At 75.2% G+C, this 24,539-nt stretch carries 21 protein-coding genes and 1 tRNA gene; 16 read left to right on the forward strand and 6 right to left on the reverse strand.

Features of this window, described 5'->3' with window-relative positions; all coding sequences use genetic code 11:
• The first annotated feature begins 6 nt into the window (after positions 1-6).
• From glp to GCU56_RS07620, 4 genes are all read left to right on the forward strand, one after another.
• Positions 7-1,401, forward strand: a complete 1,395-nt coding sequence (gene glp, locus GCU56_RS07605; RefSeq protein WP_163481211.1) for a molybdotransferase-like divisome protein Glp — start codon at positions 7-9, stop codon at positions 1,399-1,401.
• A 9-nt stretch (positions 1,402-1,410) separates the two neighbouring features.
• Positions 1,411-2,031 (forward strand): GNAT family N-acetyltransferase, encoded by a 621-nt coding sequence (locus GCU56_RS07610; protein WP_163480917.1) that lies wholly within the window; start codon positions 1,411-1,413, stop codon positions 2,029-2,031.
• A 169-nt stretch (positions 2,032-2,200) separates the two neighbouring features.
• On the forward strand, positions 2,201-2,884 hold the full coding sequence (sepX, locus tag GCU56_RS07615) for a divisome protein SepX/GlpR (protein WP_345771709.1): 684 nt from the start codon (positions 2,201-2,203) through the stop codon (positions 2,882-2,884).
• A 94-nt stretch (positions 2,885-2,978) separates the two neighbouring features.
• Positions 2,979-3,055: transfer RNA gene (locus GCU56_RS07620), tRNA-Ala, on the forward strand.
• A gap of 70 nt (positions 3,056-3,125) precedes the next feature.
• Here GCU56_RS07620 and GCU56_RS07625 read toward each other — a convergent pair.
• Together GCU56_RS07625 and GCU56_RS07630 are read right to left on the reverse strand one after the other, a co-directional pair.
• On the reverse strand, positions 3,126-4,646 hold the full coding sequence (locus GCU56_RS07625) for a PRC-barrel domain-containing protein (RefSeq protein ID WP_345771710.1): 1,521 nt from the start codon (positions 4,644-4,646) through the stop codon (positions 3,126-3,128).
• A gap of 23 nt (positions 4,647-4,669) precedes the next feature.
• Positions 4,670-5,746 (reverse strand): aminotransferase class V-fold PLP-dependent enzyme, encoded by a 1,077-nt coding sequence (locus GCU56_RS07630; RefSeq protein ID WP_163480920.1) that lies wholly within the window; start codon positions 5,744-5,746, stop codon positions 4,670-4,672.
• 169 nt (positions 5,747-5,915) lie between these two features.
• Here GCU56_RS07630 and GCU56_RS07635 point away from each other — a divergent pair, with 169 nt between their 5' ends.
• Together GCU56_RS07635 and GCU56_RS07640 are read left to right on the forward strand one after the other, a co-directional pair.
• Positions 5,916-6,308 (forward strand): Rid family hydrolase, encoded by a 393-nt coding sequence (locus GCU56_RS07635; RefSeq protein WP_163480921.1) that lies wholly within the window; start codon positions 5,916-5,918, stop codon positions 6,306-6,308.
• Between the two features lie 11 nt (positions 6,309-6,319).
• A complete protein-coding gene (locus GCU56_RS07640; protein WP_163480922.1) occupies positions 6,320-7,402 on the forward strand; it encodes an aminotransferase class V-fold PLP-dependent enzyme in 1,083 nt (360 codons plus the stop codon).
• A gap of 17 nt (positions 7,403-7,419) precedes the next feature.
• On the opposite strand, the gene GCU56_RS07645 is transcribed toward GCU56_RS07640, so the two are convergent.
• Positions 7,420-8,214, reverse strand: coding sequence for an enoyl-CoA hydratase/isomerase family protein (locus GCU56_RS07645; protein WP_163480923.1), 795 nt, complete (start codon positions 8,212-8,214; stop codon positions 7,420-7,422).
• A 209-nt stretch (positions 8,215-8,423) separates the two neighbouring features.
• Here GCU56_RS07645 and GCU56_RS07650 point away from each other — a divergent pair, with 209 nt between their 5' ends.
• A complete protein-coding gene (locus tag GCU56_RS07650; protein WP_163480924.1) occupies positions 8,424-10,472 on the forward strand; it encodes a PQQ-dependent sugar dehydrogenase in 2,049 nt (682 codons plus the stop codon).
• 10 nt (positions 10,473-10,482) lie between these two features.
• Here GCU56_RS07650 and GCU56_RS07655 read toward each other — a convergent pair whose 3' ends face one another.
• Positions 10,483-12,003, reverse strand: a complete 1,521-nt coding sequence (locus GCU56_RS07655) for a dolichyl-phosphate-mannose--protein mannosyltransferase (RefSeq protein WP_163480925.1) — start codon at positions 12,001-12,003, stop codon at positions 10,483-10,485.
• Between the two features lie 103 nt (positions 12,004-12,106).
• Here GCU56_RS07655 and rsmI point away from each other — a divergent pair, with 103 nt between their 5' ends.
• Complete coding sequence (rsmI, locus tag GCU56_RS07660; protein ID WP_163480926.1) at positions 12,107-12,958, forward strand: 16S rRNA (cytidine(1402)-2'-O)-methyltransferase; 852 nt, start codon at positions 12,107-12,109, stop codon at positions 12,956-12,958.
• A 48-nt stretch (positions 12,959-13,006) separates the two neighbouring features.
• Here the strand turns inward: rsmI and GCU56_RS24500 are convergent, their stop codons facing one another.
• On the reverse strand, positions 13,007-13,879 hold the full coding sequence (locus GCU56_RS24500) for a DUF559 domain-containing protein (protein ID WP_163480927.1): 873 nt from the start codon (positions 13,877-13,879) through the stop codon (positions 13,007-13,009).
• Positions 13,880-14,012: 133 nt separating this feature from the next.
• The gene (gene corA / locus GCU56_RS07670; protein ID WP_163480928.1) at positions 14,013-15,122 is read right to left on the reverse strand and encodes a magnesium/cobalt transporter CorA; all 1,110 of its coding nucleotides are present in this window, start codon (positions 15,120-15,122) and stop codon (positions 14,013-14,015) included.
• A gap of 119 nt (positions 15,123-15,241) precedes the next feature.
• Here corA and GCU56_RS07675 point away from each other — a divergent pair, with 119 nt between their 5' ends.
• From GCU56_RS07675 to GCU56_RS07710, 8 genes are all read left to right on the forward strand, one after another.
• Positions 15,242-16,744, forward strand: coding sequence for an amino acid permease (locus GCU56_RS07675; protein ID WP_163480929.1), 1,503 nt, complete (start codon positions 15,242-15,244; stop codon positions 16,742-16,744).
• 101 nt (positions 16,745-16,845) lie between these two features.
• On the forward strand, positions 16,846-17,505 hold the full coding sequence (locus tag GCU56_RS07680; RefSeq protein ID WP_163480930.1) for a hypothetical protein: 660 nt from the start codon (positions 16,846-16,848) through the stop codon (positions 17,503-17,505).
• 43 nt (positions 17,506-17,548) lie between these two features.
• Positions 17,549-19,345 carry a methionine--tRNA ligase gene (metG, locus tag GCU56_RS07685; RefSeq protein WP_163480931.1) on the forward strand — a complete coding sequence of 599 codons (1,797 nt, stop codon included), beginning with the start codon at positions 17,549-17,551 and terminating at the stop codon, positions 19,343-19,345.
• Positions 19,342-20,205: a TatD family hydrolase gene (locus GCU56_RS07690; protein WP_163480932.1), complete on the forward strand. Its 864-nt coding sequence runs from the start codon at positions 19,342-19,344 to the stop codon at positions 20,203-20,205. Before metG ends, GCU56_RS07690 begins: the two co-directional genes overlap by 4 nt.
• A 125-nt stretch (positions 20,206-20,330) precedes the next feature.
• Complete coding sequence (locus tag GCU56_RS07695; protein WP_163480933.1) at positions 20,331-21,170, forward strand: hypothetical protein; 840 nt, start codon at positions 20,331-20,333, stop codon at positions 21,168-21,170.
• A gap of 359 nt (positions 21,171-21,529) precedes the next feature.
• Positions 21,530-22,660 carry a ubiquitin-like domain-containing protein gene (locus tag GCU56_RS07700; protein WP_163480934.1) on the forward strand — a complete coding sequence of 377 codons (1,131 nt, stop codon included), beginning with the start codon at positions 21,530-21,532 and terminating at the stop codon, positions 22,658-22,660.
• A 66-nt stretch (positions 22,661-22,726) separates the two neighbouring features.
• Entirely contained in the window at positions 22,727-23,533 is an 807-nt protein-coding gene (gene rsmA / locus GCU56_RS07705; protein WP_275585775.1) for a 16S rRNA (adenine(1518)-N(6)/adenine(1519)-N(6))-dimethyltransferase RsmA, read from the forward strand.
• On the forward strand, positions 23,530-24,495 hold the full coding sequence (locus GCU56_RS07710; protein ID WP_163480935.1) for a 4-(cytidine 5'-diphospho)-2-C-methyl-D-erythritol kinase: 966 nt from the start codon (positions 23,530-23,532) through the stop codon (positions 24,493-24,495). The genes rsmA and GCU56_RS07710 overlap by 4 nt, the downstream gene beginning before the upstream one ends.
• Positions 24,496-24,539 lie beyond the last annotated feature (44 nt).

Consider the following 24,539-nt stretch of genomic DNA (forward strand, 5'->3'; position numbering starts at 1 on the left):
GTGGAGATGACCGAGGACGGCACGGGCGGGGCGCTCCCGCGGCAGCGGGACACCACGGCGCTGGACCTGCGCCAGGGCACCGTCGTCCGGGACGCGCCGGCGCCCCTCCCGCCGCACGAGACGACCGCGATCGACCGCGACCAGGTGCCCCCGCCGCCCGCGGCCGAGGAGCCGGCGGAGCTCCGCAGCGTCGAGCAGCACCTGGACGAGATCCTCACCGCGGTGCCGCAGCCCGACCCGATCGAGCTGGCCGTCCTCGACGCGCAGGGGCTGCTCTGCGCCGAGGAGGTGGTCAGCCAGCGCGCGCTGCCGGCGTTCGACCAGGCGGCGCTGGACGGGTACGCCGCCCGCGCCATGGACGTCGAGGGGGCCACCCTCGAGGAGCCGGCGCTGCTGTCCGTGATCGGTGAGACCGTGGCCGGCCCCAGCGGCCCGATGTCCATCGGGCCCGGGCTGGCGGTGAAGGTGGCCGCCGGCGCGATGCTGCCGATCGGCGCCGACGTCGTCGTCCCGGGGGTCTGGACCGACCGGGGCGTGGTCACCGTCGCGGTGCACGCGGGGCCGCAGCCCGGCAGCTACCTGCGCCACACGGGGGACGACGTGGCGCCGGGGACCACCGCCGTCCAGGTCGGCACGCCGATCGGGCCGGCGCAGATCAGCCTGCTGTCGGCGGTCGGGCGCGACCGGGTGCAGGTTCGGCCCCGCCCGCGGGTCGCCGTCCTCTCCGCCGGCACCGAGCTGGTCGACATCAGCACCCCGCCCGGCCCGGGCCAGGTCGTCGACGTCAACAGTTACGCGCTCGCCGCGGCCGCTCGCGACGCCGGCGCGGAGGCCTACCGCTCGGGCATCGTGCCCTCCGAGCGGCGCCGGCTCGGCGAGGTGCTGGAGAGCCAGCTGCTGCGCAGCGACCTGGTGCTCATCGCGGGCACCTTCGCCAGCGAGGGCGACATGGTCCAGGAGGTGCTCGCCGGCCTCGGGGAGATGCGCTTCTCGCAGGTGACGATGCACCCGGGTCCGGTGCAGGCGTTCGGCCGGCTCGGTCGTGACGCCGTCCCGGTGATCTGCGTGCCGGGGGAGCCGGTGGCCGCGCTGGTGGCCTTCGAGGTCTTCGTGCGCCCCGCGATCCGGCTCATGCTGGGCAAGCGCCAGCTGTTCCGCCGCACCGTGCAGGCGATCGCCGCCGAACCGCTGCTCTCACCGCTGGGCTACCGGCAGTACCTGCACGGGCAGGTCATGCGCCACCCCGACGGCGGCTACGTCGTCGAACCCCTCGGCGGCGGCGACGAGGCCATGCTGGCCCGCATGGCCCGCGCGAACTGCCTGATCGTCATCGACGAGGACGTCACCGAGATCGCCTCAGGGGGGCTGGTCACCGTCATGCCCCTGCTGCTGGGCGGCTGACCGGTCCCCGTGGTCGATCCCGCGCTGCACCCCGGCTGGCCCGCGCGGTTGTCGTGGGGCCCGGTGGAGCTCCATCCGCCCCGCCGGGGGGACGCCGACGAGTGGAGCCGGGTGCGGCGGGCCAACGAGAGCTGGCTGGCCCCGTGGGAGCCGACCGCCGGATCGCCGTGGGCGGCCCGGCACACGCCCCAGGCCTACCGCGCGATGCGCCGGTCGGTGCTGCGTCGCGCGTCGCTGGGCACCACGCTGCCCTTCGTCGTCCGTGTGGAGGGCCGGCTGGTCGGGCAGGTGACGGTCGACAACGTCGTCCGCGGCGCACTGCGCTCGGGCAACCTGGGCTACTGGATCGACCGGTCGGTGGCCGGGCGGGGGATGGCCTCCCTGGCGGTGGCCCTGGTGTGCGACCACGTGTTCGGGGCCGCGCGGTTGCACCGGCTGCAGGCCGACATCCGGCCGGAGAACGGGCCCAGCCAGCGGCTGGTGGACCGGCTCGGTTTCCGCTACGAGGGTTTGCTCCGCCGGTATCTGGACATCGATGGTGACTGGCGGGACCACCGGTCCTACGCCCTGCTCGCCGAGGACCACCCCAACGGGGTCCTCGATCTCTGGCGTGCCCGCATACCACGCTGACCACCGGTCGCCGGGTGCCTCTTTGTCGACACGCCGCCCGCGCCGTCACACCCGTCCCACAACACATCAGTGACACGCCCGCGCGCCTCCCTCGTCCGGGGTGGTCCAGCGCTTAACTTCGCCGAGCGAGTGACTCATGTGACGGGTGGTGTTCTGGATGGGTTCGGGCGTGCTCTTGGCCGCTCTGGTCGTGCTGTGGTTCGTCGTGCTGGTGCCCATGGTGGTGACCCGCGGGGACTCCCACGCGGCCCGGGCCGGTGTGGCCGACTCCGGCCGGACGTTGCAGCGGCGTCGGGCCGTGGACCCCGCGGTCCACGCGCAGACCGAGCGGGTGTCGATCGACCGCGCCGCCCTCCTGACCTCGGGCGAGCTGCGGGTGGACGTGCACGCCGTGCGCCGGCGCACCCTGGCCGGGCTGGTGGCGCTGACCCTCCTGGTCCTGGTCGGCGCGCTGTTCTACAGCCCCTGGCTGTGGATCGCCCAGGGCGTGCTCGACCTCGCGGTCGTCGGCTACCTGATGGTGCTGCGGGCCGCCGCGCGCCGGGAGCGGCTGGCCGCCCGCCGGGCCGCCCGCGCCGCCGCCCGCACGGTCCGTCAGCCCGCGCCTCGTCCGGTGCCCGCACCCCGCTCGGAGACCGTCGCGCCGGTCGAGGAGGTCCACCACACCGTCGGCCTGCCGCACCCGAGCCTGCCGCTCGCCCCGGTGCACCCGCTGCGCCCGGGCCGGGTCGTGGCCGCCCGCGCCGCCGCGCCGGCCGGCTGGCAGAACAGTGCCGTGGTGGGCCTGGACGACGACGACATCGGCTTCGCCGACATCGACGTCTACCAGCCGCGCAAGGTCGCCAACGGCTGAGAGGGCCCTTCTGCCGCTCGCGGGCTCGCGGGCGGCAGGAGAGCCACCCCGCGGCGGCGCCGGAGCGCGCGGACGGTAAGCTCTCCGTCCGTAGGGGGCTGTGGCGCAGACCGGTAGCGCACCTCGTTCGCATCGAGGGGGTCAGGGGTTCAAATCCCCTCAGCTCCACCACCGACAGCGGGGCGTCTCCCACCAGGGAGACGCCCCGCTGCCGTTCCCGGCACCCGCCGGTCCTCCCGGTCTAGGGGAGGGCGGGGCCGAGGTCGTCGTCCGTCCCGAGGGGCGAGCTGCCCGGCGGCAGGTCGACGGCGCCCGGGGGGATCCCGGCGTCCGTCGCCGGGACCACCGGAGTCGCGGCCGTCGACGGCGCCGGTGTCCCGCCGGTCCCGCCGGCGGCCGGTGCGGGCTCGGTGTCGGTGCCCTGCGCCCCGCGAGCGGCTCCGACCCGGGCCAGGACCCGCTGGACCTCGGGCCGGTGGGTGACGGTGTCCGCCGTCTCCTTGAGCTGCTGGAAGCGCTCCTGGCCGGCTCGCGCGCCGAGCACGTAGCCGGTGCCCAGGCCGAGGGTCAGGGCGGACGTGCGCTTGGTCTTCCGCCAGCCCTTCTGCACCCGGTGGCCGCCCTCCACCACGGCCTCGGGGACCGACACCACCGCACCGCCGAGCCGCAGTCCGCCCAGACCGGCCGCGGTCAACCCCGCGCCCGCGCGGGAGACGGCGGTCGTCGCCAGCCCACCGGCCGCGACAGCGGCACGGAGGGCCGAGGCGCCCGCGGACCGGGCTCCCAGCCGCACCGCGTCGGACGCGTCGGCGAGGAGGGGCCCGGCCGACGCGGCGACCTGTGCCGCGCCCGACCGCGTCGCGTCCGAGGCGCCGGCGAGCAGCGGACCGGCCGACGCGGCGACCTGTGCCGCGCCGGATCGGGCCGCGTCCGAGGCGGCCGCGAACAGGGGGAGGGCCGACGCGGCGACGTGTGCCGCCCGGGCCCTCGCCGCGGCCGAGGCGGCGCGCGCCCGCTCGGGAGCCGTCGGGGGACGCAGCACCGGCCGGGCGCCGCGTGCTCGCACCGCCGCGATGGCGACCGCACCGAGTGCCGCGCCGGCGGCTGCCACGACGACCGGCCCACGGCTGCGCCCCGCCGACGGGGTCTGGTCGGCCCGGCCCTCGTCCGTCCCGACGCCCGGTCCGGTCCCTGTCGCGCCCCCCGTACCGGAGGCCGGAGCCGGCACGTCGGTGGCCGGCGGGGCCACCCCGGTGGCGGGCGCGTCGCCGGTGGCCTCGGCCGCGGGCAGCAGGCTGTCGGAGGCCGCCCGCGAGGCGGTGATGCCGTAGTGCTCGTAGAGCGCGACCTCCTCCGTCTCGGTCAGCCGGTCGCCGCTCGCCGATGGCGCGGTCAGGACGTCGGCACGACTCACCACCACGCGGACGCGACCCTCGATCTCCACCGCGTCGAGCAGCGGGATGATGACGGTCCGGTCGGGGTGCTGGACACGCACCCACTCCGGGCGCCCGGTCGCCTCGTCGGCGAACACGGCGGCGCAGGCGCCGATCTCGGTGCCGTCGCGGTCGACGACGGTCATGTCCACCCAGTCCCTGGCTGCGTCTCGTTCAGGCAGTGCCACGTGGTCCCCCAGGTGTCTCGGGTCGCTGTCGAACCGGGCACCTACCCGGGGAGCGCGGTCCCGATGCGGGCCGGGCACCGGAAGCGCAACCGGCCTCGGGGGGACGGCGGCCCCCGATGAGCTCCCGTGCTCGGGCCGCACCGCCGGCGGCGAGGGCGCTGCGCTCAGCCGAGGACCTCGCCCACGGCCGCGGCGAAGCGGTCGACGTCCTCGGCCGTGTTGTAGAAGTGCGGGGAGACGATGACCTGGCCGACCTTGTCCGAGACGTCGACGCCCCGGGCGGTGAGCGCCGCGACGAACGCGGTCGAGTCCTCGACGTCGAAGGTGACGATCCCCGCCCGCGCCGCCGGTGTGACCGGCGCGATCCCCAGCCGGCTCAACGCGTCCGCGACCTCCCCGGCGAGCGAGTCGACCTGCGCGAAGACCCGCGCCCAGCCCAGCTCCTCGAGGTAGGCCGTCGACGCGTCCAGGACGTACAGCCCGGGGAGGTTGGCGGCGGAGTACTCGAACGACGTGCTCGGCGGCGGGTTGGCGTAGCTGCGGTAGGCCGGCGTGAGCAGCTCGCGAGCCCGCTCGCGGAAGACGCCGACGCTGGTCCCGAACCCGGACAGCAGCCACTTGAAGACGCCGGCTCCGTAGACGTCCACCCATGACAGGTCGACCGGCGTGGCGCCGAGTGCCTGGATGCCGTCGACCACCAGCAGGCAGTCCACCTCGCGGCAGGCCCGTCCCAGGCGGGTGAGGTCCAGCTTCGTCCCGGTCCAGGGGTGCACGTGCGACACGGCCAGCACCCGGGTCCGCGGGCTGAGCGCCTCCAGCAGGCGCTGCTCCCGCTGGTGCGGCTGGCCCGGGTCCACCCGGACGACCCGGCCGCCACCGGCCTCGGCCGGGCCCCAGGGCAGCACGACGCCCGGGTAGTCGTCGGCCGCGACGACGACCTCGTCTCCCGCGTGCCACGCCACGCTGTGCGCGGCGAGGTTCAGGACCTCGCTGGTGTTGCGGAAGAAGCCGACGTCCCCGACGGGGACCTCGAGCAGCCGGGCCATCCGCTCCCTGGCGCGCGTGGCGGGCCGGTGCCACAGCTGCTGCGCGTCCACCCCGAGCCCGGCCACGTCGACGTAGTACTGCCCCGCGGCGGCCACGGCACCCGGCACGGGAAGCCCGACGCCGGCGGACTGCAGGTACACCCGCCCGTCCCGGTAGGGGAAGTCGGCCCGGGCCCGTGCGAGCTGCTCGTCCATCGCCACTCCTCGTCGCTGCGCCGGCGGTCCGGCGGACACGTTCCCGGCCCGCGCCGCGTCGGGGACCTCCGCTCCCACCTCGCGGAAGACGGCTGTCCCCGCGTGCGCCGCGTCACACAACCTGGACACCTCGTCCCCGCCGGGGTGGGCGATCCCAGGGAGGTCATCCGTGCGACAGGAGATCCGGGCCGAGGCGCTGCACCCGCCGATCGGGCACTACACCGATGCGGTGCGCTTCGGGGACCTGCTGTTCCTGTCCGGCTGCGGGCCCACGGACGAGCGGCTCGAGGTCGTCGGCGGTGCGGACGCCGGTGCCCAGGCGCGGCAGGTGTACGCCAACCTCGGCACCGTGCTCGCGGCGGCCGGCGCCGGTCCCGAGGACGTCCTGTCGGTGACCACCTACCTCACCGACCCCGCCGACGCGGCGGCCGTGGACGGCGCGAAGCGGGACTTCTTCGGCGGGACCCGGACGGCGAGCGCCACCGTCGTGGTCGCCGACCTGGTGGTGCCCGGCGCCAAGGTGGAGGTCCAAGCGGTCGCCGGCGTCCCCTCGGGCCGCTGACCGGCGACCCGGTGCCGGACTGGCTGGCGCGGGTCCGGTCCGACTTCCCCTACCTGGAGGGCAGGGCGTACCTGAACTCGGGTGGCGCCGGGTTGGCCTGGCGGGGGCAGACGGCCGCGGCCGGGACCTACTACGACGACGTGGCGAGCCGCGGCGCCGACGGGCAGCAGACCTGGATGCAACAGGGCGTGCGGACCCGGGAGCGGGTCGCGCGGCTGCTCGGCGTGCCGGTCGGCGACGTGGGCTTCTTCCGGAACACCAGCGAGGTCCTCAACATCGCCGCCGCCAGTGTCACCTGGCGTCCGGGGGACGAGGTCGTCGTCGCGGCCGACGACTTCCCGTCGGTGGTGCAGCCGTGGGTGCAGGCGGAGGGCGCCGGGGGACGGGTGGTGCGCGTCGACCCGGGGACCGAGGACCAGCGGGAGCAGCGGCTGCTGGAGGCGCTCACGCCGCGGACGCGGGTGCTGGCCATGTCCCACGTGCACACGGTGACCGGTACCCGGCTCGACCTCACCCGGCTGGGTATCGCCTGCCGAGAGGTGGACTGCCTGCTGGTGGTCGACGGCATCCAGGCACTCGGCGCCGTCGCGGTCGACCTCTCGCACGTCGACGTGTACGCCTCCGCGGTGTTCAAGTGGCTGCTCTCGGGCTTCGGCACCGGCATCGGCGTCTTCCGGGACCGCGCCCGCGCCCTGCTGACCCCGGCCTTCCGCGCCTACCGTAACGCCCCGCCGAGCACGGCCTTCGAGTACTCGGACCCGAACTACCCCGGGCTCTACGTGCTCGACGCGACCATGGCGTACCTGGAGGGCGTCGGCTGGCCGCGGGTCTTCGCGCGGGTGGACTCCCTGGCCCAGCGGGTCGTCGACGAGGTCCGCGGGCTCGGTGTCCCCGTGACCACGCCGGGCGCGCGGGCCGGCATCGTCAGCTTCCGCGCCGACGACCCGGCCGCGGTGGTCGAGGAGCTGCGACGGCGCGGGGTGCACGTCGTGGAGAAGAAGGGCCAGGTCCGGGTCTCCCCGCACTTCTACAACACCACCGAGGACGTCGACCGCTTCGCCGAGGCGCTGCAGGCGACGCTCGCGGCCCGGTAGCGGTCCGGCGCCGGCCCTCAGACGGCGCCGCGGAAGTCCGGCTGGCGGCGCTCCACGAACGCCCGCACGCCCTCCCGGCCCTCCGGGTCGGCCGCGGACTCGGCGATCAGCCGGGCCTCGTCGTCCAGCTGCTGGTCCAGCGTGCGGATGGCCGCCTTCCGGACCAGCGCGCGGGTGCGCACCATCGCCCGCACCGGCCCGGCGGCCATGGTGTGCGCCAGCGCGATGGCCGCCCGGTGCACCTCCTCGTCCTCCACGAGGCGGGCGACCAGACCGAACATGTGCGCCTCGGCGGCGGTCAGCGCGCCGTTGGTCAGCATGAGCTCGAGGGTCCGCGGCGCACCGAGTGCCCGGGTGAGCGCCCACGACGTGCCCCCGTCCGGGGAGAAGCCGATCGCGCCGTAGGCCGGCCGGATCTTGGTCGACCGGGCACAGACGACGACGTCGCAGGCGCCCATCAGCCCGACCCCCGCGCCGGCGACCGCACCCTGCACCCCGGCCACCACGGGGACGGGGCAGTACAGCAGCAGCCGGACGACCTCGTGCCAGTCGTGCGCCAGCTGCCCGACGTAGGCGCCCGGGTCGTCGACGCCGGCGAAGCCCTGCACGTCCCCGCCCACGCAGAAGCGCTCACCGTTGCCCAGCAGCAGCACCGCGCGCGTCTGTCCGGGACGGGCGTGCAGCGCCGCGGTCAGCTGCTCGGCCATCGCCGGGTCGAGGGCGTTGCCGGCCTCGGGCCGGTCGAGGGTGATCCGCCAGACGTCGCCGTCGAGCTCGGTCAGCACCCGCGGTCGGTCCTGTGCGCTGGTCATCGTCGTCCCCTCCGTGCCGGTGCAGTCACCGTAGGGGCACCGTCGTCCGCCGGCGCGGGGTGCCGGAGCCGGCGGCAGCCACGCAGACCGACGTGGGGGGCGACGCTGCGCGACGGGCGCGCTGGAGCTGGCAGCCGACGCCCCGCTCCGGGGGCCGATCCGGTCCCGCCCCTTGCCAGAGCGCTGCCGCCCCGTGACGGTGGGCAGCCATGCGACGGCTGGGCAGTGGTCTCCGTACGGTCCGGTGGCGTCTCCGGGGCCGCCCGCTGACCGTCTGCCTCCTCGCCGCGCTGGCGGTGGGCCTCGGCGCCGTGTCCCCGGCCCCGGCGCAGGCCGCGCCGGTGCTCCCGCCCGGGTTCGTCGTCCAGGAGCTGCCCACCGGCCAGGCCGAGCTGCTCACCGACGTCGCCCCCGCCCCGGACGGCAGCTGGTTCACGACCGGGAAGAACGGGCGGGTGGCGTGGGTGTCGGCCGACGGGCGGACGACGACCCTCGCCGAGCTGCCCGTGGTGAGCGTCCAGGACCTCGGCCTCACCGGGCTCGCGGTCGCCGCCGACCACGCCACCTCGCGGACCGTCTACACCGCCCGCACCCTCGACGTCGACGGCGCCTGGACGATGCGAGTGAGCGCCTGGACGGTGGTGGGGGAGCCCGAACCGGTCCGCCTCGAGGCCGAGCGCGTCCTCTGGGACCTCCGCGCGGACGCCGACGTCCATGCCACGACCGGTCTCGTCGCCGCTCCCGACGGGACCCTGTGGGTGACGATCGGCGACGCCGCCGACTTCCGCGTCGTCGACCCCTTGGCGCTGCGGGCCCTCGACGTCGACCAGGGTCACGGCAAGCTGCTGCACGTCGCGGCGGACGGCGCCGGCCTCCCGACCAACCCCTTCTACGACGCCGGCGACCCGTACTCGTGGCGCAGCCGGGTGTACGCCAGCGGCTTCCGCAGCCCCTTCCGGGTCGGCCTGGACCCGACGACCGGCACCCCGGTCGTCGGCGACGTCGGGTGGAACGGCTGGGAGGAGGTCGACCTCGTCCGGCCCGGCGCCGGCTACGGCTGGCCCTGCTGGGAGGGCGGTAGCCCCACTCCGGGCTACGCGGACCTGGCCGGGTGCGCCGGGGTGCCGAACACGGCTCCGCTGTGGGCCTATCCGCACGGGTCGCTGGGCACCGCCGTCACGGGCGGCGTCGTCTACACAGGGACCCAGTACCCGGCCGAGTACCAGGGCGCGTACTTCTTCGGCGACTTCACGTCCCAGCGGGTGTACACCCTGCGCTACGACGACCAGGGCGGGCTGGTGCGCGAGCCGGAGGCCGGGGGCTTCGCCACCGAGGCCGGCACCCCGGTCCGGTTCACGGCCGCCCCGAACGGTGACGTGGTGTACGGCGACCTGACGGGCAACCGGCTCGTGCGGCTGGTCTACGCGCCGGGCAACCGCCCCCCGACGGCCGAGGCGGCGGTCACGACCGACCCCGCGACGCGCACCGTCACCCTCGACGCCGGCGGCTCCACCGACCCGGACGGCGACCCGCTGACCCACACGTGGGACCTCGGCGACGGCGCCACCGCCGCGGGGACGCTGGTCACCCACCAGTACGCGGAGCCCGGCACCGCCCCGGTGACCGCCCGCCTCACCGTCTCCGACCCGGCGGGGGCGCAGGCCACGGCCGAGGTCACCGTCGTGCCGGCCGACCAGGCACCCGTCCTCCAGCTGACCGCCCCCCCGGCCGAGCAGCGGTTCGCCGTCGGTGACCCGGTCCGCGCGAGCGCCACGGCGACCGATCCGGAGGACGGCGACCTGGAGGTCACCTGGAGCCAGGTCCTGGTGCACTGCAGCGGGGGGTACTGCCACGAGCACCCGGGGGAGAGCTCGACCGGACCGCTCTTCGAGCGGCCGTTCGAGGACCACGGCGACGCCACCCACCTCGAGGTGACGGCCAGCGCGGTGGACGGCGCAGGCGTGCGTCGCGAGGCCACCTTCGTCGCACAGCCGCGACTGCGCACGCTCACGGTCACGACCGACGTGCCCAGTCCGATCACCGTGAACGGGGTCGCGCGGGCCGGCGCGGAGCTGGTCGTCGGGGCGCGGGTGTCGGTCATCGCCCCCGCCGTGGCCAGTGACGGACGGGCTGCCTTCGCCGGATGGGCCGACGGCATGCCCCGCGAGCGGGAACTGGTCATGCCCGACGCCGACCTGACGCTGAGCGCGACCTACGCGGCGACCGCCGACCCGGCGGCGCTCGCGGCCGCGCCCTGACGCCCCCGGCTCAGAACCAGGAGGGGAACCACATCCGGTCCAGCCACTCCGCGTGCGACAGCGGGTGCCCGGTGAGGACCGGGAGGAAGTAGACGAACGTCGCGGCGACGACGCCGACGCCGAGGGCCACGACGCCCAGGCCCACCTGACGGCGCCAGCGCTCCGCGCCGGGGCGGCCGAGGACGTCCTGCAGGACGAGCACCACCGCGAGGACGAAGAACGGCGCCACCGGGGCCGTGTAGAAGACGAACATCGTGCGCTCGGGGTTGAGGAACCACGTCCCCCAGCCGGCGACCACCGCCGTCGCCACGACCAGGGCGGCCGGGTCGCGCCGGGCGACCAGCCGCCAGGCCAGCCACACCAGCGCCGGGGCGAAGGCGAACCAGAGGGTCGGCGTCCCGAGCATCAGGATGTAGCGCACCACCTGGTCACCGGCGGCGTCGGTGAGCCCCTGCGGGTTCCACAGCAGGATGGGCCGGCCGTTGACCAGCCACGACCACGGACCGGACTCCCAGGGGTGCGGCGTGGACAGGCCGCTGTGGAAGGTCAGCCACTCCGCGTGCTGGTGCCACAGCGAGCGCAGCGCACCGGGGATCCACGGGAACGCCGTCTCGGGGTTCTGCTGCGCCCAGTGCCGGCCCTGCGACGTCTCGCCGAGGAACCACCCGGTGAAGGAGGCGAGGTAGGTCAGCACCGGCACGACGGCCAGCGCCCACAGCGCCCCGGGCAGGCCCCACCGCGCGACCGCGAGGGTCGGACGGGCCACGCCGGCGTCCCGCCAGGCGGCGCGCTCCCAGAACAGCGAGAGGACGGCGAAGACGGCGAGGAACCAGACGCCGCTCCACTTCACCGCGCAGGCGCACCCGAACAGCACCCCGGCCGAGAGCCGCCAGCCCCGAGGCCCCAGGCGGGAGCCGGCCGTCGCCCCGGCCGCGCGGATGCGCGCCCGTACCCGGTCGCGGTCGACGACCAGGCAGGCGATCGCCGAGACCACGAACACCTGCAGGAAGACGTCGAGCAGGCCGATCCGGGAGAGCGTGAAGGCGAACCCGTCGAGGGTCAGCAGCAGGCCCCCGATCAGCCCGAGCAGCGTCGACCCGGTCAGCCGGCGGGTCAGCCGGGTGAGGACGACGACGGTGACGGTGCCCGCGACCACCGAGGGGAAGCGCCAGCCGAAGGAGTCGTAGCCGAACAGGTGGATGCCGCCCGCGATGAGCCACTTGCCCAGCGGCGGGTGGACGATGAACGTGTAGCCGCGGTTGTACTCGTGTCCCCACTCCAGCAGCTCGCGGGCCTCGGGCGGGTAGTAGGCCTCGTCGAAGAGCAGGTTCGACGGGTACCCGACGTCCCAGATCCGGACGGCGAACGCGACGGCGCCGAGCACCGCCGTCAGCACCCAGGAGAGCAGCCGGTCATCCGGCAGCGCGGGCGTCCCCTCCCGGCGGGGGCGGGGCAGCGGCCACCGTCGGACCGGGACCGGGCGGTGCTGCCCCGGTTCCCGGCGCGCGCGCTCGGGAGCCAGCACCGCCATGGGGCCAGGGTAGTGAGCGGACCCGCCCGCCCCCGGCACTCGCGAACCGGCGGCGGGCCCCTGCGGGCAGGCCGGCGGCAACCGGCGTGACAGGCTCGCCCGCATGGTCGGTCGGCTCGTGCTCGGTGGCGCCCCCCTCGGCCAGCCGGGCGACGTCGGTCCGCGGCTGCGCGAGGTGATGGCGTCGGCCGACGTCCTCGCCGTGGAGGACACCCGCCGCCTGCACCGCCTGGCCACCGACCTCGGCGTCACGTTCTCGGGGCGGGTGGTGACCTTCCACGAGTCGGTGGAGCGGGCCCGGCTGCCGGGCCTGGTCGACGCGCTGACCTCCGGGGCGACCGTGCTCCTGCTCACCGACGCCGGGATGCCCTCGGTGTCCGACCCCGGCTACACGCTGGTGCGCGCCGCCATCGACGCCGGCGTGCCGGTCACGTCGGTGCCGGGCCCCTCGGCGGTGACGACGGCGCTGGCGGTGTCGGGGCTGCCGGTGGACCGGTTCTGCTTCGAGGGGTTCCTCCCGCGCAAGGGCGGCGAGCGCCGGTCCTCGTTGGCGGCGCTGGCCGCCGAGCGCCGCACGATGGTGTTCTTCGAGTCGCCGCACCGGCTGGCCGACGCGCTGCGCGACGCCGCGGAGGCGTTCGGCGCCGACCGCGAGGCGGCGGTGTGCCGCGAGCTGACGAAGACCTACGAGGAGGTCCGGCGGGGCCCGCTGGCGGAGCTCGCGGGGTGGGCCGCCGAGGGCGTGCGGGGTGAGATCACGCTCGTCGTCGCCGGTGCGAGCGGGGCACCGGTGGCGCTGGACGCGGGGGAGCTGGCGGCCGCGGTCGCCGCCGAGGAGGGCGCCGGTGCCACCCGCAAGGACGCGATCCGCGCCGTCGTCGTCCGGACCGGGTTGCCCCGGCGCACCGTGTACGACGCCGTCCTCGCCGCCAAGACCGGGCCGATTGCGCCCTGAACCACCGCACGGGCCCCCGCGAGAGGTGGTTCGTGGCGCGATTGGCCGTCAGGAGGCGAGGGCTGCCGCGATGCGGGCGATCAGCCGGCCCGGATCGCGCAGGTCGGCGGCGGTGACGAACACGACCCGCCAGCCGGCCGCCTGCAGTCGGTTGAGCCGTTCCCGGTCGCGGGCGAACTGACCGGGTTCGGCGTGCCAGAGCCCGTCGTACTCCACCGCCACCCGCCGGTCGGGCCACGCGAAGTCCACCCGGGCGACGAACCCCTCGGGGTCGGACACCCGGAACTGCGCGACGGGCTGCGGCAGGCCGCTGCGCCCGATGATCAGCCGCACACGGGTCTCCTGCGGTGACTCCGCCAGCCCGTCGGCACGTCCGACGACCTCGCGGGCCCGCGCCGACCCGGGCCCGCGCCATCGAGCGGCCAGCTCCCTGACCGGGTCGAGGCCGACGACGCCGGTGCGGACGAGCCGGTCGACGGCCACCACCCCCGCGTCCCCGGGGAGCGCAGCCGCCACCCGGACCGCGGTGGCCGCGGGCGTGGTCACCGGGACACCGTCCCGCCGGACGACCTGGCCCGGGGGCAGGGCCGCCCGCCGGACCACGACTCCGAGGACGCCGGCCTGGTGGCTGCCGGGGCTCGCGGTCACCTCGACCGGCTCGTCCGGGCCGGCCAGGTCCACACCCCACAGGACGGCGGCACTGCACCCGGTCACCACGGCTGCCGGGTACAGCAGGGTGGCGGCGCGGGCGCGCAGCTCGTGGGTCACGGGGACGGCCCGGTGGACGTACACGTCGTGGAACAGCCGCCGCCACGCCGTCCCCTCGAGCTGCCGCCGGCTCAGCGCTCCGGACCGCACGGCGCGAGAGCCGCGGAAGGGGACGGCGGACAGGTGCTCGGGGATGCGGGCGGGGCGGGCCACCGGCACACGCTGACCCAGGACCGCTCGGGCCCGCTCGCGTCGTCCACAGCCCGGGCCGACTGCGCCACGAACCACCTCACCGGCGTCCCGATGAGGTGGTTCGTGGCGCGATCGGCCCAGGACGGAGGGCCGGTCAGAGCCAGCCGTTGCGCTTGAAGCCGCGGTAGAGGAGCACGCAGGAGCCGAGGATCACCAACAGCACCAGGAAGTAGCCGTAGCGCCACTGGAGCTCGGGCATGAACTCGAAGTTCATCCCGTAGATCCCGGCGATCGCGGTCGGGACGGCGATGATGCCGGCCCACGCCGAGATCTTGCGCATGTCCTCGTTGTCGGCCTGGGAGGTGCGGGCCAGGGACGCCTGCAGGATCGAGGTGAGCAGCTCGTCGAGCCCGGCGACCTGGTCGCGGACGCGGATGGCGTGGTCCTCGACGTCCCGGAAGTACGAGCGCATCGCCTCCGGGACGACGTCGATCTGCCGCTCGGCCAGCTTCTGCAGCGGGACCTCCAGCGGGGAGACCGCCCGGCGCAGCGACATCAGCTCCCGCTTGAGCTGGTACAGCCGGCCGATGTCGTCGGTTCGGCGGTCGCTGAAGACCGACGCCTCCAGCTCGTCGACGTCCTCCTCGACGGCTCCGGCGACGTCGACGAAGGAGTCCACGACCAGGTCGGCGACGGCGTAGAGCACCGACGCCGGCCCCTGGCACATCAGGTCCGGCTGCTGCTCCAGGCTGCGGCGCAGGTCGCCCAGCCCGCCGTGCTCGCCGTGCCGCACGGTGATCGCGTAGTGCGGGCCGAGGAAGACCATGACCTCGCCGGTGTCGACGACCTCGCTGGTCGCGGTCAGCCGGTCGTGCTCGACGTAGGTGGCGGTCGTGAACACCATGAACAGGCCGTCGTCGTAGCGCTCCAGCTTGGGTCGCTGGTGGGCGTAGACGGCGTCCTCCACGGCCAGCGGGTGCAACCCGTACTGCTCGGCGATCGTGCCGAGCTCCTCCTCCGTGGGCGCGTAGAGACCCAGCCACACGAAGCCACCCTGGGCGACGGCCTCCGCCAGCGCGTCCCGGGGATCGGCCGCCTCCCGCCGGTGGCCGTCGACGTAGATGCCGCAGTCGACCACCGGCCCCACGCCGTCCGGGCGGGACGGCGTGGTCCGCGGCGGGCCCGCCGGCCGAGGGCGCAGCGGCGCGGGCCGATCGGCCGACGACCCGCCCGTCGCCGCGCGCGGGATCTCCGTGTCGGTCATCCGCTGTCCCCTCCCGTGGTTCCGACCTGCCAGCGTAGGCATGCGGCGCGCCCGGACCCGTGCGACGCTGCCCGGGTCGATCAGCGCCGGCGACCGGCCGGCCCGCCGGGAGGGGCGCCGTGGCCACCAACACGCGTCGGGTCAAGTCCGTCGAGGACTCCATCCGTGACACCGACGAGCCCGAACACCGGCTCAAGAAGAACCTGTCGGGTCTGGACCTCACCGTCTTCGGTGTCGGGGTCATCATCGGCACCGGCATCTTCGTGCTCACGGGGCTGGTCGCCCGCGACCAGGCCGGCCCGGCCGTCGCGATCTCCTTCGTGATCGCCGGTGTGGTGTGCGGGCTGGCCGCGCTCTGCTACGCCGAGTTCGCCTCCACGGTCCCGGTCGCGGGGTCCGCGTACACGTTCTCCTACGCCACGTTCGGCGAGTTCGTCGCCTGGATCATCGGCTGGGACCTCGTGCTCGAGCTGGCGCTGGGCGCGGCGACCGTGTCGGTCGGCTGGTCCGGCTACCTCAACCAGCTGCTCGACGACATCGGCCTGGCGCTGCCGACGTCGATCGCCGGGGAGGAGGCGGTGTTCAACATCCCGGCCATCCTGATCGCGCTGGCGATGACCGGCGTGCTCATCCTGGGCATCAAGCTGTCCTCCCGGGTCACCGCCGTGATCGTGGCGATCAAGCTGGCCGTCGTCGCACTCGTGATCATCGTCGGGCTCTTCTACCTGAACGCCGACAACTACTCGCCGTTCGTCCCGCCGGCCGAGCCGCCCGCCGAGGGCGAGGGCGGGCTGCACACCCCGCTGATCCAGCTGCTCGGGTTCGCGCAGAGCAACTTCGGCTGGAGCGGCGTGCTGGCCGGAGCCGCGATCGTCTTCTTCGCCTTCATCGGGTTCGACATCGTGGCCACGGCCGCGGAGGAGACCCGGAACCCGAGGCGGGACCTGCCGCGCGGCATCATCGGCTCGCTGGTGATCTGCACGGGGCTCTACGTCGCGGTGTCGCTGGTGGTGGTCGGCATGCAGAACTACACCGAGCTGAGCGCCACCGCGCCGCTGGCCGGTGCCTTCTCCAGCGTCGGCCTCACGTTCTTCTCGAGCGTCATCTCGCTCGGTGCGCTGGCCGGGCTGACCTCGGTCGTGATGATCCTGATGCTGGGGCAGTCCCGGGTGCTGTTCGCGATGAGCCGCGACCACCTGCTGCCCCCGACCCTGGCGAAGGTGCACCCCCGCTACGGGACGCCGTACCGGATCACCCTCGCGACCGGCGTGGTCGTGGCGATCCTGGCCGGCGTGGTGCCCCTCTCCGCCCTTGCCGAGCTGGTCAACATCGGGACGCTGTTCGCCTTCCTGCTCGTGTCCATCGGCGTGTGGCGGCTGCGCCGCACCCGGCCGGACCTGGAGCGCTCCTTCCGCGTGCCGCTGGTCCCCGCCCTGCCGATCGTGTCCGCCCTGGCCTGCCTCTGGCTGATGCTCAACCTCCCGGCCGACACCTGGCTGCGCTTCCTGGTCTGGATGGCCCTCGGGATCGCCGTCTACTTCGGCTACGGACGGCGTCACAGCCGCATGGCGACGGGGGAACGGCGCCCGGCGGGGGAGGAGAAGGACGTCTCGCGCGCCTGATCCCCCGCAGGGGTGAGGAGCCCTCCCGCGGCCGTACAGCGCCCCGCCGCCCACGCCGACCCGACCGGTGACACCCGTCCCCGGCCCGGGAGAGCAGCAGCGTGGCGAGCACCGTCCTCGAGGTCCCACCGACCCGTGCGGCCTCGGTCGTCGCCCGGGGGCGCCCGACGGCTCCGGCGGTCGCCCGGCGCCGCCCGCCGGCTCCGGTGCTGGGCGCCGCCGCGGTCTCCGGAGTCCAGTCCGTCGCGCTGGTCGCCGGCGCCCTCACCGGGCTGGACCACCTGCTGCTGTCCCCGCTGCGTCCTGCCGGTGCCGTGGTCGCGGCGGTGCTGCTGCTGCTCGCCGGCTGGGTCGTGCTGTGCGCCGGCGGGGGTGCCCTCCTCGTCGACGGTTCCGGCCGGCGGATGCTCGCCGGGGTCGCCTGCGCGGAGCTGGTCGGTGTCGGCGCGCTGCTCGTGGTCAGCGCGACGACGCAGATCGGCGCGCCGGCGACGTCCCTGCCGCTCCCGGCGCTCGCGCTGCTGGCGCTGGGCGTCCCGGCCGGGAAGCTGCTGCTGGCCGGCGCACCGTCGGCGACTGCCTGGCTGGCCGAGGCGCGCCGCGGCCCGGTCCGACGGCCCGAGCCGGCACCGGTCTCCCCGGCGGTGCGGGTCGCCACCCTGGTGGTCATCGGTCTCGCGCTGACCACCGTCGCGCTGACCACCCCGGTTCCCGGCACGGCGCCCGACCGCCCGGCGACGGCGGGCACCACCGCGCCCTGACCGGCCTCCGGGCCCGGTGGACGACGCTCACTAGTCTCGGACCGTGACAGATCGGCACATCCTGACCGCGGTGGCGTGGCCCTACGCCAACGGCCCCCGGCACATCGGCCACGTCTCGGGCTTCGGCGTCCCGTCGGACGTCTTCAGCCGCTACCACCGGATGGCCGGTGACCGGGTGCTCATGGTGAGCGGCACCGACGAGCACGGCACCCCGATCACGGTCGCCGCCGACGCCGAGGGCATCACCCCGCGGGAGATCGCCGACCGGAACAACCGGATCATCGTCGGTGACCTGCAGTCGCTCGGTCTCAGCTACGACCTGTTCACCCGGACGACGACGGTCAACCACGCCCGGATCAGCCAGGAGATCTTCCTGGGCCTGCTGAGGAACGGCTACGTCTTCCCCAAGACGACGCTGGGTGCGATCAGCCCGTCGACCGGGCGCACCCTGCCCGACCGGTACATCGAGGGCACCTGCCCGATCTGCGGTTACGACGGCGCCCGGGGCGACCAGTGCGACAACTGCGGCAACCAGCTGGACCCGATCGACCTGATCAACCCGGTGAGCCGGATCAACGGCGAGACACCGAAGTTCGTCGAGGAGGAGCACTACTTCCTCGACCTGCCGGCCTTCACCCGTGCGCTCGGCGACTGGCTGGGCACCCGGAAGAGCTGGCGCCCCAACGTCCTCAACTTCAGCGTCAACCTGCTCGACGACCTCAAGCCGCGCAGCTACACCCGCGACATCGACTGGGGCGTCCCCGTCCCGCTGGAGGGCTGGCGCGACCGCCCCGACAAGCGCATCTACGTGTGGTTCGACGCCGTCGTGGGCTACCTGTCGGCGTCCATCGAGTGGGCCCGCCGCTCGGGTGACCCCGAGGCGTGGCGGCAGTGGTGGCAGGCGCCCGACGCCGACGCCTACTACTTCATGGGCAAGGACAACATCGTCTTCCACTCCGAGATCTGGCCCGCCCAGCTGCTCGGGTACAACGGCGAGGGCGACAAGGGCGGGACCCCCGGCGACCTGGGGCGGCTGAACCTGCCCACGGAGGTGGTCTCCAGCGAGTTCCTGACCATGGAGGGGCGCAAGTTCTCCTCCTCGCGCCAGGTGGTCATCTACGTCCGCGACTTCCTCGCCCGCTACGACGCCGACGCGTTGCGCTACTTCATCGCCGCCGCGGGTCCGGAGTCCCAGGACACCGACTTCACCTGGGCCGAGTTCCGCCGCCGGAACAACGACGAGCTGGTCGCCGGGTGGGGCAACCTGGTCAACCGCAGCGTGTCGATGGCCGCGAAGAACGTCGGCGCCGTCCCGACGCCGGGTGAGCTGACCGACGCCGACCGCGCGCTGCTGGCGACCACGTCGGGCGCGTTCTCCGCCGTCGGCGACCTGCTGGCCCGCAACCGGCAGAAGGCCGCCGCCACCGAGGCGATGCGGGTGGTCGGCGAGGCCAACAAGTACCTGTCCGAACAGGCACCGTGGAAGCTCAAGGAGGACCCGGCCCGTCGCGACACCGTCCTGCACACCGCGCTGCAGGCGGTCAGCGACTGCAACGGCCTGCTCACCCCGTTCCTCCCGCACTCGGCGCAGAAGGTGCACGAGCTGCTCGGCGGCACCGGCGTCTGGTCGCCGGCCCCGCGGATCGACGAGGTGACCGACCTCGACGACGGCTCCCCGTACCCGGTCATCACCGGCGACTACGACGAGGGGACGGCGATCTGGGCGTCCCGCCCCTTGCCGCCCGGCACACCGCTGTCACCCCCCACCCCCGTCTTCAAGAAGCTGGACGAGTCGATCGTGGAGGAGGAGCTCGCCCGCCTGGAGGAGGGCGGGGCGTGAGCCGGTCGGCGAGCGCCCGCGCCAACCGGCGGGGCGAGCCACCACCCTCCCCGGAGCCGCTGCCGTCCCCGGCGGTCGACAGCCACACGCACCTCGACATCGCCCTCGACAGCGATCGGCGACCCGACGACGCCGCGGTGGACGCCGAGATCGCGGCCGCGGTCGCGGTCGGTGTGCCGCGGCTGGTGCAGGTGGGCGTCGACGTGCCCTCGTCGCGGTGGTCCGCGGAGCTGGCCGCCCGGCACCCGAACGTCCTGGCCGCCGTCGCCGTCCACCCCAACGAGGCCGGCGCCGGTGCGGCCGACGACGCCGCCCTGGCCGAGATCGACCGGCTCGCCGCCCTGCCGCGGGTGCGGGCGGTGGGGGAGACCGGGCTCGACCGGTTCCGCACCGGACCCGACGGCTGGGCCGCGCAGGAGGCCTCGTTCCGGGCGCACGTCCAGATCGCCAAGGAGCGCGGCGTCGCGCTGGTCATCCACGACCGGGACGCGCACGAGGAGATCCTCCGCGTGCTGGACGACGAAGGCGCCCCCGAGCACACCGTCCTCCACTGCTTCTCCGGCGACGCCACCTTCGCCCGGGCCTGCGTCGAGCGGGGCCACGTGCTCTCCTTCGCCGGCACCCTGACGTTCGGGAACGCCGGCTACCTGCGGGAGGCCGCGGCGCTCGCGCCCGTCGACCAGCTGCTGGTGGAGACCGACTCGCCGTTCCTCACGCCGATGCCCTTCAGGGGCCGCCCCAACGCCTCACGGCTGGTGCCGCTGACCGTGCGGACGCTGGCCGAGGTCACCGGCGTGGACCTGCCCGAGCTGTGCGCCGCCCTGACCGCGACCGCGGAGCGGGTGTTCGGTCCCTGGTAGGAGGAGGACCCCGCTGCCCCCCACGCCTCGCCGGCGCTCGCCGCGGGACCCTGCAGGGGGCCGGCCCGTTACCGACGCGTGACCACCCGGCCCCGCCCGGGCCGGTTCCGGTGGACACTGTGGGCGTGGGCCGCCTCATCGCCGTCGTGCTGTTCATCGCCGTGCTGGTCCCCGCTGTGCTGCTCGCCCGTGCCTGGGCACTGGCGGCCGGTCGCCGGGCCGTGGCCTCGGCCGCGGTCGGCTTCGCCACCCCCACCCCCGAGGGCGCGGCCACCGTGCGGCGTCAGGCGCTGCACGGCCGGCGCGTCCGCCGGCTGGGGCTGCTCCTGGGCGTCGTCGGCATCGTGGCCAGCATCGTGCTGTTCGGCGAGGCGTCGGTCTTCCTGTGGGCGCCCGCGCTCGTGATCGGCCTGCTGCTCGGTGTGGTGCTGGCCGAGGCGACCCGGCCGCGCCCCCGCTGGCGGACGGGGACCCCGGCCCGGCGGCCCCGGCGCAGCGAGCAGATCTCACCGGTGCTGCTGTGGGCGACGCGCGGGGTCGTCCTCGCCGAGCTCGTCGCGGCCGTCTGGATGTGGCAGCGCGACGAGCTGCCCGACTCCGTCGGCTGGGTGGCCCTCGCCATCCCCCTGCTGACCTGGGTCCTGGCCGAGGTCGCCCTGCTGCGGGCCCTGACCCGGCCACTGCCGGCCGAGGGGGCCGACGTCCCGGTCGACGAGGCGCTGCGGACCTGGGGCGCCCACCTCGTCGCCGCGGCGACCAGCGTGCTGGCGCTGCTGCCGCTGGGTGCCCTGCTGCTCGCCGCCGGCATCGATCTCGGGGACCGGGTGACCGACGGCTTCGACCTGCTGCCGGTGGCGCTCGTCGCCGGCGGGTTCGCCAGCCTCGCCGCGGGCCTCGCGGTCGCGGTCTTCCTGGTCACCTGGCTGCGGCCGGTGCAGGTCGACGAGCGGGCGCTCACCCGCTGAGGCCGCCGGCCGTGCCCGTCTGAGGGCCCGGCCACACTGTGGCCTTGGTCACCTCATCGACCTCACGCTGCGCACGCGTCCCAGCGTCCCCACCCGGCACGTCCGTCACGGAGCGTATCGGCGTGGCCGCATGTCGACACGTCGTCTCTCTGTTTCACTCGCTCCGCACCGTTGCTCGATGCACTCCGTTCGTTATCGTGTCGTGACCAGCCGGGGTGGGGACCGACCCGGGCGGACTCGACCGGGAGCACGCGCTCCCGGTCGACTGCCGTCCGAGCCGGGATGCGCTCGGGGCCCGCCTGCCGGCGTGCTCCCGCGCGCACTCCTCTGCCCGGGTTCCGTGACCCCGTGGAAGTGCCGTGTCCCGATCGCTGAAGCTCGCCCTGTTCGCCCTCGTCCTCCTGGGACTGGTCGGCGGCTCCGTCGCCTACCACGTCGCCCAGAAGTCCCTGACGCTGACCATCGACGGGCAGGCGCAGGAGGTCACCACCTACGCCGGCACCGTCGGTGAGGTGCTGGCGGAGGAGGGGCTGGAGACCCAGGCGCACGACGTCGTCCTCCCCGACACCGACGCCTCGGTGGCCGACGGCGACACCGTCGTCGTCAACCGGGCCCGGCCCCTGCAGCTGACCGTCGACGGCGTGCAGAGCGAGGTCTACGTGACCGCCCTGTCGGTCGACGAGGCCCTCGAGCAGCTCGGTTACCGCGCCGAGGACCTGGTCGTCTCCGCCAGCCGCAGCGACCGGTTGCCCCTGGACGGCATGCAGCTGTCGATCAACACCCCCAAGGACGTCACGCTGGTCGTCGACGGGCAGCAGCGCGTGGTCACCACGACCGCCGCGACCGCCCAGGACCTCCTGGCCGAGCAGGGCATCACGCTCAGCGAGACCGACCGCACCAGCCTCCTGCCGGGTCAGGCGCTCCTGGACCGCATGCAGCTGCAGGTCTTCCGCGTGCAGGTCGGCGAGGTCGTCGAGACCGCCGCCATCGCGCACGGCACGGTCGAGACCGACGACCCGGCCGCGTTCACCGGCCAGGAGACCGTCACCCAGCCCGGTGTGGACGGCGAGCAGGCCACCACCTTCCGGGTCACCGTCGTCGACGGCGTGGAGACCGCCCGCGAGCAGCTGGGCACCACCGTCACCCGTGCGCCGGTCGACGAGCTGGTCAGCGTCGGCACCAAGGCGCGCCCGGCCCCGGCGCCGGCCCCCGCAGCGAGCGGCGGTGGCGGTGGGAGCAGCACCGCAGCCCCCACCAGCAACGACGGGCTGAACTGGGCGGCCGTCGCGAAGTGCGAGTCCGGCGGCAACCCGCGTGCGGTGAACCCGGCCGGTTACTACGGTCTCTACCAGTTCTCCCTGCCCACCTGGCGGTCGGTCGGCGGCTCCGGCAACCCGATCGACGCCTCTCCCGAGGAGCAGCTCATGCGGGCGCAGATGCTGTACGCGCGGTCTGGTCCCGGGCAGTGGGGCTGCCGTGCGCACTTCTGACCCGAGCGCTCCCTGAACGCAGACCAGCAGACCGACGGGCTGCTGGGCCCGGCCGCGATCCGCGACCTGGCCCAGCAGCTCGATCTGCGTCCGACGAAGTCCCTCGGGCAGAACTTCCTGCACGACGCGAACACCATCCGGCGGATCGTGCGGACCGCCGGGACCACCCCGGACGACGTCGTCCTCGAGGTCGGGCCCGGTCTCGGGTCGCTGACCCTGGGGCTCCTCCCGGCGGCCGCGCACGTGACCGCCGTCGAGATCGACCCGCGCCTGGCCGCGCTCCTGCCGCGCACGGTGGAGGAGCGGGCTCCGGCGCTGGCCGGCCGGCTGACCGTGGTCGAGGCCGACGCCCTGCGCCTCACCGAGCTGCCGGGGCCGCCGCCGACGGCCCTGGTCGCCAACCTGCCGTACAACGTCGCCGTGCCCGTCCTGCTGCACCTGCTGGAGCTGGTCCCGACGCTGCGCCGGGCCCTCGTGCTCGTCCAGGCCGAGGTCGCCGAGCGGCTGGCCGCCGGGCCCGGGACCGCGGCCTACGGCATCCCGTCGGTGAAGGCCGCCTGGTACGGCGAGGTGCGCCGCGCGGGCAGCGTCGGGCGCCGCGTCTTCTGGCCGGAGCCCAACGTCGACTCCGGGCTCGTCTCGCTGGTCCGCCGGCCACCACCGCCCGGTGACCGCGCCGCCACCTTCGCCGTCGTCGACGCCGCCTTCGCCACGCGCCGCAAGGGGCTGCGGGCCGCGCTGGCCCGCTGGGCCGGCAGCACCGCGGACGCCGAGGCCCGGCTGCGCGCCGCCGGCATCGACCCGGCCACCCGCGGCGAGCAGCTGTCGGTCACCGACTTCGCCCGCCTGGCCGCCACCGGGGACGGGGGATGAGCTGGTCGTCCCCCGGCGGGCCGGGCCGCCTGGCCGGGGACGGCGCCGTGGTCGCCCGCGCGCCGGCCAAGGTGAACGTGCACCTGGCCGTCGGCCCGTTGCGCGCCGACGGCTTCCACGAGCTGCGCACCGTCTACCTCGCCGTCTCGCTGTTCGACACGGTGACCGTCCGGCCCGGCGACGGCCTGGCCCTCACCCTGACCGGCGAGGGGGCCGCAGGCGCCGGGGCCGACGCCGTCCCCACCGACCGGCGGAACCTGGTGTGGCGGGCGGCCGAGCTCCTCGCCGAGCGGGCCGGGGTGCCCGCCGACGCCACGATCGCCGTCGACAAGTCGATCCCCGCCGCCGCGGGGCTGGCGGGTGGCAGCGCCGACGCCGCCGCGGCGCTGGTCGCGCTGGACGCGCTGTGGGGCACTCACGCCACCCGCGGTGAGCTGGCCGCGCTGGCCGCGCAGCTCGGCAGCGACGTCCCGTTCAGCCTGCAGGGCGGGGTCGCCCTCGGCTCCGGCCGGGGGGAGCAGCTCTCCCCGGTGCTGGCCCGGCGGCGGTGGGACTGGGTGCTCGGCATCGCCGGGGAGGGGTTGTCGACGCCGGCCGTCTACGCCGAGCTGGACCGGCTGCGGGCCGCCGGCCGGCTGCCCGACGGCAGCGACCTGGACTCACCGGAGCCGGTCATCGCCGCCCTGCGCAGCGGGCCCGTCCCGGCGCTCGCGGCCGCGCTGGCCAACGACCTGCAGGCGCCGGCGGTGTCGCTGCGCCCCGCCCTGCGCCGGGCGCTGCGCGCCGCCACGGACGCCGGTGCGCAGGCGTCGCTGGTCAGCGGGTCGGGCCCGACCGTCGCCGCGCTCGCGGAGGACGAGGAGGACGCCGTCCGGCTGGCGGCGGTGCTGGCGGGTGAGGGCGTCTACCGCACGGTCCGGGCCGTGTACGGACCGGTGCCGGGCGCGCGGCTCGTCGGCTGACAGAGGACCCTCCTGCCCCCCACAGCTCGCAAGCTCGCGGCGGG

Source organism: Geodermatophilus sabuli (genome assembly GCF_010686765.1).
GTDB classification, from domain to species: domain Bacteria; phylum Actinomycetota; class Actinomycetes; order Mycobacteriales; family Geodermatophilaceae; genus Geodermatophilus; species Geodermatophilus sabuli_A.

Coding starts and splice junctions, on each gene's coding strand:
- glp (WP_163481211.1), top strand. CDS start 7: ATGACCGAGGACGGCACGGGCGGGGCGCTCCCGCGGCAGCGGGACACC.
- GCU56_RS07630 (WP_163480920.1), bottom strand. CDS start 5,746: ATGGACGAGCAGCTCGCACGGGCCCGGGCCGACTTCCCCTACCGGGAC.
- GCU56_RS07645 (WP_163480923.1), bottom strand. CDS start 8,214: ATGACCAGCGCACAGGACCGACCGCGGGTGCTGACCGAGCTCGACGGC.
- GCU56_RS07650 (WP_163480924.1), top strand. CDS start 8,424: ATGCGACGGCTGGGCAGTGGTCTCCGTACGGTCCGGTGGCGTCTCCGG.
- GCU56_RS07655 (WP_163480925.1), bottom strand. CDS start 12,003: ATGGCGGTGCTGGCTCCCGAGCGCGCGCGCCGGGAACCGGGGCAGCAC.
- rsmI (WP_163480926.1), top strand. CDS start 12,107: ATGGTCGGTCGGCTCGTGCTCGGTGGCGCCCCCCTCGGCCAGCCGGGC.
- corA (WP_163480928.1), bottom strand. CDS start 15,122: ATGACCGACACGGAGATCCCGCGCGCGGCGACGGGCGGGTCGTCGGCC.
- GCU56_RS07710 (WP_163480935.1), top strand. CDS start 23,530: ATGAGCTGGTCGTCCCCCGGCGGGCCGGGCCGCCTGGCCGGGGACGGC.